Annotated in this window: 16 protein-coding genes and 1 pseudogene; 4 read left to right on the forward strand and 13 right to left on the reverse strand. The window is 60.7% G+C overall.

Annotated features, from left to right (window positions below):
* Positions 1–39 precede the first annotated feature (39 nt).
* The 3 genes from ACIPL0_RS18550 (at position 40) to ACIPL0_RS18560 (ending at position 2,455) form a co-directional block, all read left to right on the forward strand.
* Entirely contained in the window at positions 40–228 is a 189-nt protein-coding gene (locus ACIPL0_RS18550) for a type II toxin-antitoxin system HicA family toxin (protein ID WP_400598158.1), read from the forward strand.
* Positions 225–560: a type II toxin-antitoxin system HicB family antitoxin gene (locus ACIPL0_RS18555; protein ID WP_400598137.1), complete on the forward strand. Its 336-nt coding sequence runs from the start codon at positions 225–227 to the stop codon at positions 558–560. Before ACIPL0_RS18550 ends, ACIPL0_RS18555 begins: the two co-directional genes overlap by 4 nt.
* Positions 561–853: 293 nt before the next feature.
* Positions 854–2,455, forward strand: coding sequence for an ATP-binding protein (locus ACIPL0_RS18560; RefSeq protein WP_400598156.1), 1,602 nt, complete (start codon positions 854–856; stop codon positions 2,453–2,455).
* A gap of 155 nt (positions 2,456–2,610) precedes the next feature.
* Here the strand turns inward: ACIPL0_RS18560 and ACIPL0_RS18565 are convergent, their stop codons facing one another.
* From ACIPL0_RS18565 to ACIPL0_RS18575, 3 genes are all read right to left on the reverse strand, one after another.
* The gene (locus tag ACIPL0_RS18565) at positions 2,611–3,717 is read right to left on the reverse strand and encodes an NADH:flavin oxidoreductase/NADH oxidase (RefSeq protein WP_400598135.1); all 1,107 of its coding nucleotides are present in this window, start codon (positions 3,715–3,717) and stop codon (positions 2,611–2,613) included.
* Between the two features lie 101 nt (positions 3,718–3,818).
* Positions 3,819–5,534 carry a single-stranded-DNA-specific exonuclease RecJ gene (gene recJ / locus ACIPL0_RS18570; protein ID WP_400598133.1) on the reverse strand — a complete coding sequence of 572 codons (1,716 nt, stop codon included), beginning with the start codon at positions 5,532–5,534 and terminating at the stop codon, positions 3,819–3,821.
* Between the two features lie 63 nt (positions 5,535–5,597).
* Positions 5,598–6,140: a YaeQ family protein gene (locus tag ACIPL0_RS18575; protein WP_400598131.1), complete on the reverse strand. Its 543-nt coding sequence runs from the start codon at positions 6,138–6,140 to the stop codon at positions 5,598–5,600.
* Between the two features lie 359 nt (positions 6,141–6,499).
* Between ACIPL0_RS18575 and ACIPL0_RS18580 the strand changes: the two genes are divergently transcribed.
* Positions 6,500–7,348: a TIGR02285 family protein gene (locus ACIPL0_RS18580; protein WP_400598153.1), complete on the forward strand. Its 849-nt coding sequence runs from the start codon at positions 6,500–6,502 to the stop codon at positions 7,346–7,348.
* A gap of 159 nt (positions 7,349–7,507) precedes the next feature.
* Here the strand turns inward: ACIPL0_RS18580 and ACIPL0_RS18585 are convergent, their stop codons facing one another.
* The 10 genes and pseudogenes from ACIPL0_RS18585 to rpsP all read right to left on the reverse strand — a co-directional run bounded on the left by ACIPL0_RS18585 (position 7,508) and on the right by rpsP (position 17,690).
* Positions 7,508–7,804: a DUF3509 domain-containing protein gene (locus ACIPL0_RS18585; protein WP_400598129.1), complete on the reverse strand. Its 297-nt coding sequence runs from the start codon at positions 7,802–7,804 to the stop codon at positions 7,508–7,510.
* Positions 7,805–8,069: 265 nt separating this feature from the next.
* Positions 8,070–10,118, reverse strand: a pseudogene (locus ACIPL0_RS18590) (transporter substrate-binding domain-containing protein); the annotation flags it as partial.
* A 180-nt stretch (positions 10,119–10,298) separates the two neighbouring features.
* Positions 10,299–11,708 (reverse strand): threonine synthase, encoded by a 1,410-nt coding sequence (gene thrC / locus ACIPL0_RS18595; RefSeq protein WP_400598127.1) that lies wholly within the window; start codon positions 11,706–11,708, stop codon positions 10,299–10,301.
* A gap of 151 nt (positions 11,709–11,859) precedes the next feature.
* Complete coding sequence (locus tag ACIPL0_RS18600; RefSeq protein ID WP_400598125.1) at positions 11,860–13,164, reverse strand: homoserine dehydrogenase; 1,305 nt, start codon at positions 13,162–13,164, stop codon at positions 11,860–11,862.
* A 76-nt stretch (positions 13,165–13,240) separates the two neighbouring features.
* On the reverse strand, positions 13,241–13,981 hold the full coding sequence (gene dsbC, locus ACIPL0_RS18605; RefSeq protein ID WP_400598123.1) for a bifunctional protein-disulfide isomerase/oxidoreductase DsbC: 741 nt from the start codon (positions 13,979–13,981) through the stop codon (positions 13,241–13,243).
* A gap of 165 nt (positions 13,982–14,146) precedes the next feature.
* A complete protein-coding gene (xerD, locus tag ACIPL0_RS18610) occupies positions 14,147–15,043 on the reverse strand; it encodes a site-specific tyrosine recombinase XerD (RefSeq protein ID WP_400598121.1) in 897 nt (298 codons plus the stop codon).
* A gap of 703 nt (positions 15,044–15,746) precedes the next feature.
* Entirely contained in the window at positions 15,747–16,097 is a 351-nt protein-coding gene (rplS, locus tag ACIPL0_RS18615; RefSeq protein WP_400598119.1) for a 50S ribosomal protein L19, read from the reverse strand.
* A 43-nt stretch (positions 16,098–16,140) separates the two neighbouring features.
* Positions 16,141–16,893 carry a tRNA (guanosine(37)-N1)-methyltransferase TrmD gene (trmD, locus tag ACIPL0_RS18620; protein ID WP_400598117.1) on the reverse strand — a complete coding sequence of 251 codons (753 nt, stop codon included), beginning with the start codon at positions 16,891–16,893 and terminating at the stop codon, positions 16,141–16,143.
* Between the two features lie 3 nt (positions 16,894–16,896).
* Complete coding sequence (rimM, locus tag ACIPL0_RS18625; RefSeq protein WP_400598115.1) at positions 16,897–17,433, reverse strand: ribosome maturation factor RimM; 537 nt, start codon at positions 17,431–17,433, stop codon at positions 16,897–16,899.
* Between the two features lie 5 nt (positions 17,434–17,438).
* On the reverse strand, positions 17,439–17,690 hold the full coding sequence (gene rpsP, locus ACIPL0_RS18630) for a 30S ribosomal protein S16 (protein WP_400598113.1): 252 nt from the start codon (positions 17,688–17,690) through the stop codon (positions 17,439–17,441).
* Positions 17,691–17,786: the final 96 nt, after the last annotated feature.

Raw genomic sequence — 17,786 nt, forward strand, 5'->3', positions numbered from 1 at the left:
AGCTTGGCTCCCTCACGTGCTCAAAAGGCACCGCTGCTCATCAGCTGCCATCCACCCCTCTCACCTCTGACATTACCTCAGCTAAAGACACAAGCAGGCTCTCGCGTTCGCTTCGAACTCAACGGTGTCGTGGCGACATTCCATCGCCCACACCCGGACAAAGAGGCCAAGCCTTATCAGGTCCGTGATGCACGAGCGTTTCTTGAACAGGCAGGAGTTGTTCCATGAACATCATGAATTACAAGGGCTATGCAGCCCGCATCGAATACAGCGACGAGGATGCTGTATTCGTCGGGCATGTCGCTGGAATCCGCGACGTTATCGGCTTTCACGGCGAATCGGTCAAAGAGCTCCGTGCCGCATTTGAAGAGGCCGTCGACGATTATCTCGACACCTGCTTAAAGCTTGGTCGGGCACCGCAGAAAACCTATTCCGGAAAACTGAGCCTGCGGCTGGAGCCCACACTACATGCCAGTATTGCCTGCAAGGCCGAACTGGCACACAAAAGTATCAATCAGTGGGTCAATGATCTGCTCTGCCGCGCCGCGCAAGCTGATTAGAATTTGATATCACCACGCAACCCCTGCGCGAATCCATGGTCAACCCTTTTGACGCTGCTTCGGACTCGCGCGGGGCTTTTTGCCATTCACATGAATGGCAAACCGGTACTCCCTCTTCCGATTGCCTTTCAAGTGGATGTGAAAGGTGAGGAATTTCACCGCCGGCTTCGTCAATGGTTCTCACCTGACAGTAGCTTGCCGCGTTGACCCGACATTCCCGCTTTCCCACAGGCGTCAGCGAAGCCGGTCGCGTCATCAGCGCGCGTGACTGGAGCGGCACTGCGCTGGGGCCGATGGAGCAGTGGCCGCTCGCGCTAAAGATCCACCTGAATCAGATCCTCAACTCGCCCGAGTCGATGTACCTGTTATGGGGCCCTGACCTGCTGTTTTTTCATAACGACGTCTACGCACCGATTCTCGGCCCGCGGCTGACATCGGCCATGGGCATGCGCGTGCAGGAGCTGTGGTCGGATGTCTGGGATCAAGTGCGGCCCTTTGCCGAAAAGGCCCTGCGCGGAGAACCCTGGCAATGCGATGACATGCCGCTGACCATGGCCCGTTATGGCGAGATCGAGCGCACCTGGTGGTCATTTTCCTTCTCACCGCTGATCGACGAGCACAACCGCATTGTCGGCCTGCTGTGCGTCACCCGAGAAACCACGCAGCGCATCGTCGATCAACGCGCCCTGCGCGCCAGCGAACAACAGCAGGCTGACGATCTGGCGGCGCGCAGCGCCGAGGAAGCACTGCGGCAATCGCAGAAAATGGAGGCCGTCGGCCAGTTGACCGGCGGTCTGGCCCACGACTTCAACAACCTGCTGATGGGCATCAGTGGCAACATCGAATTGATGAAAAACCGCGTCGCCAAAGGTCGCACCGAAAACCTCGACCGCTATATCGACGCAGCACTGGAGGCGTCACGTCGCGCGGCGGCGTTGACCCACCGCTTACTGGCCTTCTCCCGCCGGCAGACCCTGGACCCCAAACCCACCGATGTCGATCAGTTGATCGATGGTATGGCCGAGTTGATCCGGCGCACGGTGGGGCCGTCGATTGCCATGGATGTCATCGCGACCCGCGACCTGTGGTCGACGCTGGTGGACCCGCACCAGCTGGAAAACGCGCTGCTGAATCTGTGCCTGAACGCCCGCGATGCAATGCCCGATGGCGGGCAGTTGCTGATCGAAACCGCCAACAAGCGGCTGGACAAGCCCTCCCTTCGCGACCTGGATCTGCCCCGTGGCGATTACGTGGCGCTGTGTGTCAGCGACAACGGCAGCGGCATGAGCCAGGAGGTGGTCAAACGCGCCTTCGATCCGTTCTTCACCACCAAACCGACCGGCATGGGCACCGGCCTTGGGCTCTCGATGATCTACGGTTTCGCTCACCAGTCGGGCGGTGGCGTGCATATCGACTCGACACCGGGCAAGGGCTCGCAGGTGTGCATCTATCTGCCGGCGTACAGCGAAGCGGTACCGGTATCTCCCGTCGAGCCCGATGTGCAAAAGACACTTAGCCATCGAGCGGGTGGTGAGACGGTGCTGGTGGTGGACGACGAGCCAGCGGTCCGGACACTGGTGGTCGAGGTGCTGGTGGAGCTGGGTTACCACGTTCTGGAAGCCGATCACGGCGCCGCCGCGTTGCGTGTGCTGCAAAGCAGCCAGACCATCGATCTGTTGATGTCCGACGTCGGCCTGCCCGGCGGCATGAACGGTCGCCAGCTGGCCGACGCGGCGCGCAGCCTGCGGCCGAAGCTGAAGGTGCTGTTCGTCACCGGTTATGCAGAGAATGCAGCACTGGACAAAGGCCGGCTTGAGCCCGGCATGCATGTGCTGACCAAGCCGTTCTCGATTCCGGCGCTCAGCGAGCGGGTGAAGGCGTTGCTGGAGCGTTGAAGCAGAGGCTGCCCATACACATTGGCGTTTGATTCTGGCCGCAGGCCGTGGGAGGGAGCTCTGCTCGCGATGGCGTCAATCCTGACAATGCTGCGCCGCCTGACTCACCGCTATCGCGAGCAGAGCTCCCTCCCACAAAAGCAAGCGAGTCCTCGTCAGTCCCGCAAATCAGACTCATGGATCGGCTGATCGCGGTGGGTCGCGCGCTGGTATTGCGCCGGCCAGACGGCGCTGCGCCCGCCCAGGTCATCGTCGGCATGCAGCGGCCAGTACGGGTCACGCAACAGCTCGCGGGCCAACAGAATCAGGTCGGCCTGGCCGGTACGCAGAATGGTGTCAGCCTGGAACGGTTCGGTGATCAATCCCACCGTACCGGTGGCAATACCCGATTCGTTGCGTACCCGCCCGGCAAACTGGGTCTGATAGCCCGGTCCCACCGGAATCTCGGCATTGGCAGCGGTGCCGCCGGAGGACACGTCGATCAGGTCCACACCCAGAGTTTTCAGGCGTTTGGCCAGCTCCACGGTCTCATCCGGGTTCCAGCCGTCTTCCACCCAGTCGGTAGCCGATACTCGCACGAACAACGGCAGTTCCTCCGGCCACACCTTGCGCACCGCTTCGGTGACATCAAGGGTGAGTCGGATGCGGTTTTCGAACGAGCCGCCGTACTGGTCACGGCGCTGGTTGCTCAGCGGCGAAAGAAACTGGTGCAGCAGATAACCGTGGGCCGCATGCACTTCCACCACCTTGAAGCCGGCGATCAGCGCGCGTTTCGCCGCGTCGACGAACGCCTGGATCACCTTGCCGATCTGCTCTTCGTCCAGCGGTGTGGGTGGTGTGTGCTGCGGGTCGAAGGCGATCTTCGACGGCCCCCAGGGCGTCCAGCCGCCTTCATCCAGCGGAATGCTGCCGTGCTTGCCCAGCCAGGGTCGCCAGGTGCTGGCCTTGCGCCCGGCATGGGCCAGCTGGATGCCGGCCACCGCGCCCTGGGCGGTGATGAAACGGGTGATGCGTTGCAGCGGCTCGATCTGTTCGTCGGTCCACAGCCCGAGGTCTTCCGGGGTGATGCGACCATCACGGGTAACCGCTGCCGCTTCGGTGAAGATCAGCCCGGCACCACCGACCGCACGACTGCCCAGATGGACCAGATGCCAGTCATTGGCCAGCCCGTCCACCGAGGAATACTGGCACATTGGCGACACGGCGATGCGGTTGAGCAGGGTCAATTGACGCAGGGTATAGGGTTCAAGCAGCAGGCTCATGGGCACCTCTCAGTCAGCTCAAGGGTTCCTTATGTTCTGACCCTTGAGCCTAGACGACAACCCGGGAGAAGTGCGGGTTCCTGCTGCGTGGCAAATACCGATCAGCGTGGCGAGAGGTGGACGGCCATGAGTTGCACCGTTTCATTGCCGCGGAATTCATTCACGTCGAGCTTGTAAGCCATTTCGACCCAGCGGATGGAGGGATTGGGCCAGATGTCACGGTCGACACCGAAGGCGATGCCATCGAGTTTCACCGAACCGCATTCGGTCTTGAGCACCATCTTCAAATGCCGCTCGCCGACCACTCGCTGCTCCACCAACTGGAACACGCCGTGGAACAACGGCTCGGGGAAATGTTGCCCCCAAGGACCGGCATTGCGCAGTGCGCGGGCCAATTCCAGATGGAACTCCTCGACCGCCAGCGTACCGTCGGACAGCAGTCGGCCGGTCAGATCGTCTTCATTGAGCTGGCGGCGCACCTCGGTATCGAAGGCCTCGGCGAAGGCTGGAAAGTTGGCTTCCGGCAAAGACAAGCCGGCGGCCATGGCGTGGCCGCCGAACTTGCTGATCAGATCGGGATGGCGAGCGGCCACGGCGTCCAGTGCATCGCGGATATGAAAGCCCGGCACCGAACGCGCCGACCCCTTGAGCACACCTTCGCCGGCGCTGGCGAACGCGATGGTCGGCCGGTGATAACGCTCTTTCAGACGCGAGGCGAGAATGCCGATCACGCCCTGGTGCCACTCCGGCTCGAACAGGCACAGACCGAACGGCATCGATTCCACCGGCAGGTCCTTCAACTGCGCCAGTGCTTCGCGCTGCATACCCTGCTCAATGGACTTGCGGTCCTGATTGAGCTCGTCCAGCTGCGTTGCCATCTCCCGCGCCAGCCCCTCGTCGTCGCACAGCAGGCACTCGATGCCCAGGCTCATGTCATCCAGACGGCCGGCAGCGTTGAGCCGTGGCCCGAGGATGAAACCCAGGTCGGTGGAAGTGATGCGCGACGGTTCGCGACGGGCGACTTCAAGGATGGCGCGTAGGCCAGGACGCGCGCGGCCTGCGCGAATCCGCAGCAGGCCCTGGTGCACCAGAATGCGGTTGTTGGCGTCCAGCGGCACCACATCGGCGACGCTGCCCAGCGCCACCAGATCCAGCAATTCACCCAGATTCGGCTGCGCCTGGCCGTTGGCCTCGAACCAGCCGATCTCGCGCAGCCGCGCACGCAGGGCCATCAGCACGTAGAACATCACGCCGACCCCGGCCAGGGCCTTGCTCGGGAACTCGCAGCCGGGCTGGTTGGGGTTGACGATGGCATCGGCGGCAGGCAACTCGTTGCCCGGCAAGTGGTGATCGGTGACCAGCACCTTCAGGCCGGCCGACTTGGCAGCAGCCACACCGTCAACGCTGGAAATGCCGTTGTCCACGGTCATCAGCAGGTCCGGGTTGCGCTCAAGGGCCACACCGACGATTTCCGGAGTCAGGCCGTAGCCGTATTCGAAACGGTTCGGCACCAGATAATCGACATGGGCGGCACCGAGCAGGCGCAGGCCGAGCACCCCGACGGTACTGGCCGTGGCGCCGTCGGCATCGAAGTCACCGACGATGAGAATGCGCTGGCGCTGCTGCAATGCAGCGACCAGCAGATCCACGGCGGCATCGATGCCTTTGAGCTGCTGATACGGGATCAGCCGTGCCAGTCCCTTGTCCAGTTCGCTCTGTTCAAGCACGCCACGGGCAGCGTACAGGCGAGTCAGCAAAGGTGGCAGATCGCCAAGAAATGGCAGAGTGGCAGGTAACGGGCGTGGTTCGATGCGCATGCGGGTTCCGCTGGTGTTCTTCTATCGGAGCTGAATCAAGGCGACTGAGGGTAACGTCGGCGGTCAGCCGCGATCACCCACCAGCCACTGCAGTTGCACTTCGTGCTGGCCGCGGTCGTCGGTGACGAAGATCGTCCCTTCGCTGATCATCACGTCCCACTTGATCACCCGTGGCATGTCTTCGGCCAGGGTTTCCAGCACTTCCTGCGGAACCGCTGCGATGTGTACGTTTTTCAGCGACTGCGCTGCTGGCGGCACCTTGCCTTCCCACACCCGCAGGCTGCCATAGGCGAGCAGACTGGTGCGTTCGGTACGGCGCGAGCACCAGGTCAGGCGCTCGATGTCCGGCTGGCCGACTTCGATCCAGTGCAAGACACGGTCATCCAGACTTTTTTCCCACAGCGCCGGCTCGTCTACTTCGGAAAGGCCACGGCCGAATGCGAGCTGCTCGTTGTACCAGAGCGCATAGGCCAGCAGGCGCACGGCCATGCGCTCTTCGGTTTCCGAAGGGTGGCGGGCGATGGTCTGTTTGACGGTTTCATAAACCCCGCGATCCAGGTCGGTGAGGTTCAGTTCGAATTTATAGGTCGTGGACGGCTGGGCCATGTGGGCGCGCTTCTAAGAGTCGGGAAGGGCGCCAAGTCTAACCGAAGCCGGACTTTTGAACGACCGGCGTCGATGATTGATCGGTCCTGCGCCGCAAATTGACGCTACCGAGCGACGCTGCAGTGCTTTACTCATGCACAGGTGACGATTGTTAAACAAATGATCCACAACGCCGATACCTTACTGCGAGACCCTCTAGCATGAAGTACAGAGAGTGGCGCGTCGTGACAGCCAGCCATCGATTGCCTCACGGCAACCCGGCCTGCACCGACCTCGGCCCCAGTCAGATTTTTCGGAAATTGCAACGACGGATGGTCAATCGTTCCCCGCACAATCACCGCGCCGGCCTGTTCGCCTTGCTGGTCAGCTCATGCCTGAGCGTGCTCCCCGCCAGCGCGTCCGCCAGGGAAACCCTGACCTGGCTGCTGCGCGACTTTCCGCCGCTGACGATTTTTGCCGGACCGCAGGCCGGCAAGGGTGCCATCGACAAGATGATGCCCGAGCTGATCGCGCGGATGCCTGAGTACGACCACCAGATCATGCACGTCAACCGCGCCCGTGGTACGCAGATGCTGCAGGACCCTGACGGTTTTGCCTGCGACCCTACGCTGCTGTGGACGGCGGAGCGGGCAAAAACCATTCTGTTTTCCATCCCCACCTACGCCACGCCCGGCAACGGCGTGACGATCGAGCGGCGCAACCATGGCCTGTTCGCGCCGTATCTGGGCAGCGACGGGCGACTCGATCTGGCAGCCCTGCTGGCCAGCGACAAGGTGAAGGTCGGCATTGTCGGCGAACGCAGCTATGGGCCGGTGATCGACAAGGTCATTCGTGAAACGACGAAGCCGGACAACCTGATCCTGCATTACGGTAATGCGGCGGTGGGCAGCATGTTGCAGATGGAGAGGATGGGTCGCTTCCAGGCGCTCATCAGCTACTGGCCCGAAGCGCGGTTCCACGCTCAGGATCAGCACATCCCCCTCAATGAACTGGAATTCTTCCCGGTCAAGGACGCGCCCAAGTACCAGTTCGCCCACATCGGCTGCTCGAAGAATGAAAAGGGACAAGCAGCGATGGCTATCATCAACCGCGAAATGCGCGTGCTGCGCACTACCCGCCTGATCGATTTCTACGCGGAATGGATGGTCAGCCGCGACGAATACCTGCGCGATGCACAGACGTTCTTCGACGAGCCGGAACAGAATTGAAGCGCGGAAAAAAAGAAACCCCGAGCAGCGGGGAGACTACTCGGGGTCAACCGTAGCCCACCTTGGGCTCGTACGACAGGCGACAAAAACACCGGAGCACAATGCCTGTGCCTGCCGTAAAGGATAGGAGCCTATGTAATCGATAAGGTTCCATCGCCTTCAGACAAAAGCCTGACCAGCGGCATGAACGGCTCCCTGGCCGGCATTGCGCATCGCGGCAATGACGCAGGGCTCCAGCCGCCCTTCAGCCACCATCAGATCACGGTGCAAACCGTCCACTACATCGGTCAACTGGCGTTTGTCACACAACTGGTTCGCGGAATAGGTCCGCTCGATCACGATCGCACCGGCTGCATTTTTCAATGTCACCAGACGTTCGCCCTGTACACCGGCCACGCCCAGGCTCGCCTGATACGGTGCCAATGCCTCGCTTAGCAGCAAGCTGATATTTTCCATCCGGATCACCACTCAACAGTTTGAATGCAAAGGTGCTTATCAATGACCGTGGGCACCTGCACAAAGTTCTTTTGGCCGTGGGTCGGCTGACTGCGGCAACCCGACCCTCTGGAGCATGCCTGCGCAATGTGACAGACAGAATTCAGCTTTGCGGCCAGGCAATACGGCGGCCTGTCTGCCATCTTTCAAGCCATGATTTCGATAACAGGCCAATGGCTCAACCTTTTCTTTCCGCCACGGCCATGTCCTCGCTTCGCTGTGTCAGCTTCAGTTCACGCTCCAGTTGCCTGCGCTCGGTAAGGTCCAACCAACCGCCCAAAAGCCCCTGCAACTCACCATCTGCCCGAAAGAACGGCACGGTCCATTGCCGCGCTTCGACCAGCCTCCCGGCGATGACCATACTGCGATCCACCACCTGCGGCTGACCGGTGCGCAGCAGGCTCATGTAATCACTGTGCAGACGTTCGGCGCTGTCCCGCGGGATCAGGTCGACGTCGATCAGCCGTCGGCCATTCATCTGCTCGAAGCTGACGCCCAGGCATTCCTCATAGCTGCGGTTACACGACATCAGCCGCCCCTGCAGGTCGCGCACATAGATCGGGTCGGGGATGCCATCGAGCAACGCCTGCTTGAACGCCAGTTGATCGCCGAGCAGCGCTTCGATCCGCAGCCGTTCGCGGATCTGCACTCTCAGGCGGCTGCTCCAGCCCAGCGATACCAGCCCCAGCAACAGTGCAAGCGTCAGCACCCAGTAAATCCACGCCGGAACGCGCTGCCACAACGGCGGCTGCGACATCACCGCTCCCAGCCATTTCATGCGGATCGCGCGCATTTCCGCGACCGGAAACTCCTCCAGCGCCTTGTTCAGAATGCTCAGCAATTCAGGCTCACTCTTGATGACCGAGAAACGGTCTGCGGACCATTTGCCCTCGATGCTGCGCCCGACCTTCAGAGCCCCTCTGGGGTAAAGCCAGGCGCCCGCCTCGCTCTGAATGGTCGCTTGCGCATCACCTCGCTCCACCAGATTGCGGGCCTCCTCGTAGGTTGCCACCAGACGCAGACGGATCCCCGGGTGACGCTCGCGAATGAACTCCAGCAAGGCATGGCGGGCCGGAATCGCCAGCACCTGACCGCTCATTTCCGCCAGGCTCACCGGCGAAGGACCGTTCGAGCGCACCACGAAAACCCAGCTATTGCCCCCGAAAGCATGGGTGAAATCGAGAACGCGCCGACGTTCCGGAGCGTCGGCCAGGGTTGTGTTCATATCCGCGGTGGCCGCGCTCAAGGCGTCCAGCGCTGCTTCGGTGGACGGCATTTCCTGATGGACAAAGCTCAACCCGGTCATGCGCGCAATACGCGCCAGCACATCGGCATTCAGACCGACCCAGCGGCCATTGCTGTCCTTGTAGAGGTAAGGAGGTTGTTGCGTCGAGGCAACGATGACTTCGGGGTGCTTGCGTACCCAGCGCTGCTCGGCACTGCTCAGGGCAATGCGCTGGCCAACGCCATCGACGCCAAGACCGGTTGTCCAGCGTGCCAGAATTTCCCGCCCGACCGAGTCGTCCAGCCCGCCGAGAGCGCGGTCCAGCAACCCACGAAGCTGGCTGTCGCCCTCACGCAGGGCAAAGGAAAAGCTGCCCGCAGGCAGCCGACTGTCGAACTTGATCTGCAGGCCGAGATAAGGGCGCAGCGCCGCGTACGCCCGCACGATGATCTCATTGCCGATGAAAGCGTCGGCATCACCCTGGGTCAGTGCCTCCATGGCACTGTACAGATTGGGGGCCAGCACCACTTCGCTGTGAGGATAAGCCTGATGCACGCCTGCGGAATCGGCGTAGCCATCGAGCAGGACAACGCGCTTGCCTGCCAGCGAAGGCGACAGGTCGCTGTCGTCTCCCCGCCCCACCACCACGGACTGATCCGGCAAATATCCACGGGACATGGCGATGCCGGAAATGGCTCTTTCATAACCGCTGGCGCTGGTCAGCACATCGATTTCACCGGCCTGCAGCGCCGTGACCGCCTGCTCGTGCCGCGCATAGCCAGTCACCTGCACCGGTACCCCCAGGCGCGCGCCCATCAGGCTGAGGTAATCGGCACTGATGCCTTGATAACGGTTGCGATCACCGGTGATGTCGATCGGCTCGTAATCGGCTATCGCAATACCCACTCGCAGTACCCCACGCCTGTCGAGCATGTGGCGCTCGTCTTCTTCGAGTGTCAGCATCGATGCCGCAATGAAAGGCGCTGCCAGGGTGAAAGGCAGACTTTGCGCAGCCTGTACGGTGCCGCCGCCGAACGCGAGAAGCAGCAGGCACACACGAAGCAGATACTTGCAAAAGGAGGTGTCGATGAGCCGTTTGACGGCCCTGGCGACGGGATTTTCAACAGCCACAGGTCTATCCGCGAAATTCAAAATACTTCGCAAGTGTGGCATGCAGAAACGATGAAGCCCGCCGGGTGGCGGGCTTCAAGTTGTTACATGACGATTCCGTTACAGCGGCTTGCCACGGTTGCCGTGCTGGCTGACAAAGGCCTGCATGGATTTCAGGTCGTTTGGCAGAACGGTGCAGCGCTCTTCTCGCTCAAACAAATCAGACAAGTGTGCAGGCAGCTCCAGCGCTTTTCCTACACCGGCTTTCTGCACGGCTTCAGGGAATTTCACCGGATGCGCCGTGCCGAGGATGACCATCGGTGTCGACAGGCTGCGACGGCAATCACGGGCAGCCTTCACGCCGATGGCAGTGTGCGGGTCGAGCAGTTCGCCGGTGCTGGCGAAGACATCAGCGATGGTTTCGCAGGTCTGTTCGTCGCTGACGGCCAGCGAGTCGAACAGCTTGCGGGTTTCTGTCCAGCGGTCTTCTTCGACGCTGAAACCGCCACCCTGCTTGAAGGTGTCCATCAGCTCGGCGATGGCAGCGCCATTGCGACCGTGCATGTCGAACAGCAGGCGTTCGAAGTTCGACGACACCATGATGTCCATCGACGGCGACAGGGTCGCGTGCAGGGTTTCCTTCACATACTGGTTGCCGCTCATGAAGCGGTGCAGGATGTCGTTGCGGTTGGTGGCGACGATCAGCTGGCTGATCGGCAGACCCATGTTGCGCGCCAGATAGCCGGCAAAGATGTCACCGAAGTTGCCGGTCGGTACCGAGAACGCCACCGAACGCGCCGGACCGCCCAACTGCAGGGCTGCGTGGAAGTAGTAGACGATCTGGGCCATGATCCGCGCCCAGTTGATCGAATTCACTGCCACCAGACGCGTGCCTTTGAGGAAGCTCTGGTCAGCGAAGCTGTTCTTGACCATTTCCTGGCAGTCGTCGAAGTTGCCTTCGATGGCGATGTTGTGGATGTTGTCGCCGAAGATGGTGGTCATCTGGCGACGCTGCACGTCGGAAACACGGTTGTTCGGGTGCAGGATGAAAATGTCGACGTTATCGCAGCGACGGCAGCCTTCGATGGCGGCCGAACCGGTATCACCAGAAGTGGCGCCGATGATGACCACGCGCTCGCCGCGCTTTTCCAGCACGTAATCGAGCAGACGACCCAGCAGCTGCAGGGCGAAGTCCTTGAACGCCAGGGTCGGGCCGTGGAACAGCTCCATCACCCACTCGTTGCCTTCCAGCTGACGCAGCGGCGCGACAGCGTTGTGGGCGAACACACCGTAGGTTTCCTCAAGGATCTTCTTGAAATCGGCATCCGGAATGCTGCCGGTGACGAATGGGCGCATCACCCGGAACGCCAGCTCGTGATAAGGCAGACCGGCCCAGGAAGCGATCTCTTCCTGAGTGAAACGTGGCAGGTTTTCCGGCACATACAGGCCGCCATCACTGGCGAGACCCGCCAGCAGTACGTCTTCGAAATTCAGGGCCGGTGCCTGGCCACGGGTACTGATATAACGCATTTTTTGCAAACCTTCGGTTTGAGCCGCAAGCTTCAAGGGGCAAGCGGCAAGTCAGAGCGATTCGCTTGTACTTGCAGCTTGCGGCCTGAAGCTCACCGCGATGTGATTTTGCTTTTACTTGCAGCTTGCCACTTGAAGCGTGCGGCCGCTCTCAGTTCAGGTGTTCGACGCGAATGCGCACCACCGGGCCCACTACACCCTGCAGGGCTTCCAGCGCCTGGATAGCGTCATTGATGCGCTGCTCGACCACGCGGTGGGTCAGCAGGATCATCGGCACCAGACCGTCATGCTCTTCGGCTTCTTTCTGCATGATCGATTCGATGTTGATGCCACGCTCAGACAGAATGCTCGCCACTTGAGCCAGCACACCCGGATGGTCCTTGGCCTGGATACGCAGGTAGTAGGCACTTTCGCAGGCGTCGATCGGCAGGATCGGGTGCGCCGACAGCGAGTCCGGCTGGAAGGCCAGATGCGGAACACGATTTTCCGGGTCGGTGGTCAACGCGCGAACCACATCGACGAGGTCAGCCACCACCGACGAAGCGGTCGGCTCCATGCCGGCGCCAGCGCCGTAGAACAGGGTCGAACCGGCGGCGTCGCCGTTGACCATGACCGCGTTCATCACACCGTTGACGTTGGCGATGAGGCGGTCGGCCGGGATCAGCGTCGGGTGTACGCGCAATTCGATGCCCGCCGGGGTGCTGCGAGCCACACCCAGGTGCTTGATGCGATAGCCCAGCGCTTCGGCGTAGTTGACGTCAGCGGTGGTCAGCTTGGTGATGCCCTCGGTGTAGGCCTTGTCGAACTGCAGCGGGATACCGAAAGCGATGGACGCCAGAATGGTCAGCTTGTGCGCGGCATCGATGCCTTCCACGTCAAAGGTCGGATCGGCTTCGGCATAACCCAGCGCCTGGGCTTCGGCCAGAACGTCCGGGAAAGTGCGGCCTTTCTCGCGCATTTCGGTGAGGATGAAGTTACCGGTGCCGTTTATGATGCCGGCAAGCCAGTTGATACGGTTGGCAGCCAAGCCTTCACGAATCGCCTTGATCACCGGGATACCGCCGGCTACAGCCGCTTCGAACGCGACAATGACGCCTTTTTCGCGGGCCTTGGCGAAGATTTCGTTACCGTGCACGGCGATCAGCGCCTTGTTCGCGGTGACCACGTGCTTGCCGTTCTCGATGGCCTTGAGCACCAGTTCGCGGGCGATGGTGTAACCGCCGATCAGCTCGATGACGATGTCGATCTCGGGGTTGCTTGCCACCTCGAACACGTCGTGGGTGGTCGGGGTACCGGTAATCTGGCAATTGGGGTTTGGCGAACGCATGGCAATCTGCGCCACTTCGATTCCACGCCCGGCACGGCGGGCAATCTCCTCGGCGTTACGCGTCAGCACATTGAAGGTACCGCCACCGACAGTACCCAGCCCACAGATGCCTACTTTGACCGGTTTCACTATGAACTCCCCATAAAACGACCGGCGCGGAGCCGGCCGTGAAAACAGCCGCAATGCAGTGCGGCCCGCTGTTGAATTACTTGGCGCCGAGCGCCAGTTTCGCCACTTGTGGCGCCGGCTGATAGCCCGGAATCACCTGACCGTCGGCCAGAACGATGGCCGGTGTGCCATTGACGCCGATGGACTGGCCGATCTGGAACTGTTTGGTGACCGGGTTATCGCATTTTGGCGCTTCGATGTTCTTGCCGTCGACCATGCGGTCCATGGCGTTGCGACGGTCCTTGGAGCACCAGACCGCCTGCAGTTGTTCGTCACCCGGCGAGCCCAGGCCCTGGCGCGGGAACGCCACGTAACGCACTTCAATGCCACGCTTGTTCAGCTCGGCCACTTCACCGTGCAGTTTGTGGCAATACGGGCAAGTGGTGTCAGTGAACACGGTGATGTGCGACTTGGCTTCGCCCACCGCCGGATAGACGACCATGTCTGAAACCGGGATGCCGTTGATGGTCTTGGCAATTGCCAGACGCTCGACCTTTTCAGTCAGGTTGACCGGCTTGCCGCCCTGGATCTGATACAGGTTGCCCTGCATGACGAACTGGCCGTCGGCACTGGCGTAAAGCACGCGACCGCCTTTGAGGTTGACCTCGTACAGCCCATTGAGCGGGCTGCTGGAGATGCTTTCTACCGGAATTTCCAGGTTGAGCGATTCCAGCGTCTTGCGGATGGCTTTTTCCGACGCTTCGTCAGCGTGGGCGAACAGGCTGAAGGTACTGGCCAGCGCTACGACGGCAGCACCGATAAAACGAGTCACGCGCATGAAAACTCCTCGAACGGGGGGCAGACGGGCACGAATTGAAAACGGCGGACATGGGCGTTCCGGGCGGTTTTCCGGGCTCCGATCTGCGAAACCGGCAAAGCCTATCACATAAGGCCGGCAAGGCAGACGCCGACTGGCGCCAGACTGTGGAGAAATCGTTGCGGCTTATCCGCGCGGATGATGCCTGGCATGCAGATCCTGCAGACGGGCGCGGGCCACGTGGGTGTAGATCTGCGTGGTCGACAGGTCGCTGTGGCCCAGCAGCATCTGCACCACTCGCAGGTCGGCGCCGTGGTTGAGCAGATGGGTGGCAAAGGCATGACGCAGCGTATGCGGTGACAGGCTTTTGCCGATGCCGGCCACCTTGGCCTGTAGTTTTATACGGTGCCAGAACGTCTGGCGGGTCATCTGTTCGCCGCGCAGGCTGGGGAACAAGACGTCGCTGGGGCGTCCACCGAGCAGCTCCTGGCGGGCGTCACGCATGTAGCGCTCGACCCAGATGATGGCCTCCTCTCCCATGGGCACCAGTCGCTCTTTACTGCCTTTGCCCATGACACGCAGCACGCCCTGACGCAGGTTGACCTGCTCCAGAGTGAGGCTGACCAGTTCGGTGACTCGCAGTCCGCAGGCATACAGCACTTCGAGCATGGCGCGGTCGCGCTGGCCGATGGCTTCGCTCAGATCAGGCGCAGCGATCAGTGCTTCAACGTCGGCTTCGGACAGGGATTTGGGCAATGGCTTGCCCAGTTGCGGCATGTCGACCTGCAGGGTGGGATCGACGGCAATCAGTTTTTCCCGCAACAGATACCGATAGAAGCCGCGGGCGCCGGACAGAAAGCGGGCTGTCGAACGTGGCTTGTAGCCGTTATCCACCCGCCAGGCCAGGTGATCGAAAATCACCTCGCGGGCGACGTTCAGCAGATCGAGGTTCGCTTCCTGGAGCCAGCCGTTGAACAGTGCGAGGTCACTGCGATAGGCGTCACGGGTGTTGTCCGACAGGCCCTTTTCCAGCCACAGGGCGTCGAGGAAGCGGTCGATCATGGGGTGGTCGATGGCGGGCATGTATGCGTGGAGTCCTTACCGTGTTCAATCCGGAACATCTTACATGCGATCGGCGAGGCACTCGTCGTAAAACCTAGCATGCGGTGCGTCTGATGGATTGCCAGCCTGGCGGCAAGTGACGCGGTCAAATGTAGGAGCTGGCTTGCCCTGCGACCGGCGAGGCACTCGTCGTAAAACCTGTGCACTCGGTTTGTCTGATGTATCGCTATGGCTGCTAACGCAGCCTGATTTCGCCTGACGGCGAGTTACTTGGAAAAGCCCCAAGTAACCAAGGGCTCTCTACCCCGCCATACGGTGCCTCGCCTTGGCTCGGCATACCCTCACTCCGGCAATGCTCCGTGGGCTCGCCGCGAATGGGCCATCCATGGCCCACGCGGCTCTCGCGACATCCTGTCGCTCGGCCCACTGCGCATCGCCTGCGTTCGGCCTTCTGGGACGGGGCCCCAACATCAAAATCAAAAGCCAGGTCAAAAGCCAGATCAAAAGCCGGCGAAACACATACTCCCTGTGGGAGCGGGCTTGCCCGCGAAGGCTTTTGACTCTGGCCGAAGGCCGTGGGAGGGAGCCAACTGTCTTAAGCCTCCCACCCGACTAACGGCTGGCAAGCGGGCTCCTGCAGGCTGCAATTCCTGCCCGCTCAATAAATCACAGGCAACAAAAAAGCAGCCCGAAGGCTGCTTTCTTTTGCATCGAAAAGCTGGACTTAAGCCAGTTTTTCCTTGATGCGAGCTGCTTTGCCCGACAGGTCGCGCAGGTAGTACAGCTTGGCCTTGCGAACGTCGCCGCGGCGTTTGACAGCCATGCTGTCGATTTGCGGGCTGTAGGTCTGGAAAGTACGCTCAACGCCAACACCGTTGGAGATCTTGCGAACAGTGAAAGCACTGTTGATGCCACGGTTACGCTTGGCGATTACAACGCCTTCGAAAGCCTGCAGACGCGAACGGTCACCTTCCTTTACTTTCACCTGAACGACGATGGTGTCGCCCGGGGCAAAAGGAGGGATTTCTTTGCTCATCTGCTCTGCTTCGAGGGCCAGAATGATTTTGTTTGTCATGTTGTGCTCCTAAGGTAAATCAGTCGGATCTACCATCGATACGTTAACTATCGTCCCGCTCACGGAGGTATTCCGCCAGCAGCTTGTTCTCTTCTCCAGAAAGCGAGCGTCTTTCCAGAAGATCGGCACGTCGTTCGTAGGTCCTCCCAAGGGACTGCTGCAAACGCCAGCGCCGGATATGTGCGTGATTGCCGCTAAGCAATACGTCGGGTACACGCTGATCCGCATACACCTCAGGTCGGGTGTAGTGCGGGCAATCCAGCAGACCGTCCGTGAAGGAGTCTTCCTCCGCGGAGTCCGCATGCCCTAAAGCTCCAGGCAGCAAACGTGTAACCGCATCGATCAGGACCATGGCCGGCAGCTCACCGCCAGACAACACGTAATCCCCTATCGACCACTCTTCATCGACATGCGCCTCAATGAAACGCTCGTCGATGCCTTCGTAACGACCGGCAATCAGGATAAGTGCTTCTTCCTTGGCCAGTTCGCGTACCGCAGACTGATCCAGCTTGCGGCCTTGTGGCGACAGGTAAATCACCTTCGCCGCATCCCCCGCTGCCTGTCTGGCCTGAACCAGAGCGTCTTCCAGGGGCTTGATCTTCATCACCATGCCGGGGCCGCCGCCAAACGGGCGATCGTCCACCGTGTGATGCCGATCCGTGGTGTAGTCCCGCGGATTCCAGCAGGTCAGTTGCAACAACTCCTGCTTTACCGCACGGCTGGTAATGCCGTATTCGCTGATGGCGGAAAACATCTCGGGAAACAGCGTGATCACTTCTATGCGCAGGCTGGCCATTGCTTAGAAATCCGCGTCCCATTCCACCTTCATCTCGCCTGCAACCAGATCGACGGCCAACACGCATTGCTCCGTATAGGGCAACAGGCGTTCACGATCGTCCAGACTGCCTGCGCAGGGCTTGACCACCATTACATCGTTTGAGCCGGTTTCCAGAAGATGATCGATTTTCCCGAGCATCTGCCCAAGGTGGTCGATGACCTTCAGACCTTCCAGCTGGTACCAGTAGTACTCGCCGTCGGTCAGTTCAGGGAACAGGTTGCTTGGCACGCAGATCTCATAACCGGCCAGAAGACGAGCTTCTTCACGATCATCGAGACCCTTGAGCTTGGCGACCAGGAACTTGTCGTTCCCGCGTCCACTGACCAGCTCGACCTGTTTCACGCTACCTTCGCGCTTGAGCGTCCAGGTTTTGTAATTCAACAGGTTTCCAACCGGATCCGTGAAAGAGTAAACCTTCACTTCCCCGCGAACGCCATGTACCGAATAAATCTTGCCGATGACGATCAGATCGTCGGCAGAAGCTGGCGTCGCGTTCATGCTACTCAGGCCGCAGCCTTCGAAGCTTCCTTCAGCAGCTGAGCAACGCGCTCAGATGGCTGTGCACCAACGCTCAACCAGTAGTTGACGCGCTCTTGGTTCACGGACAGACGGATTTCCTGACCACGGGCAACCGGGTTGAAGAAACCTACTTGTTCCTTGTGCGAACCGTCACGTGGGTTACGGCTGTCGGTCACAGTCAGGTGGTAGAACGGGCGCTTCTTGGAGCCGCCAAGGGCCAGACGGATTGTTAGCATTTAACAAGTTTCCTGTTAGTCGGTGCTGCAAATCTAAGGTGCACGGACGGGCACGGGTGCCCGAAAGGCCGCATATTCTCAAGGAATATCCGGACT

Source organism: Pseudomonas sp. NPDC090208 (assembly GCF_044746785.1).
GTDB lineage: Bacteria > Pseudomonadota > Gammaproteobacteria > Pseudomonadales > Pseudomonadaceae > Aquipseudomonas.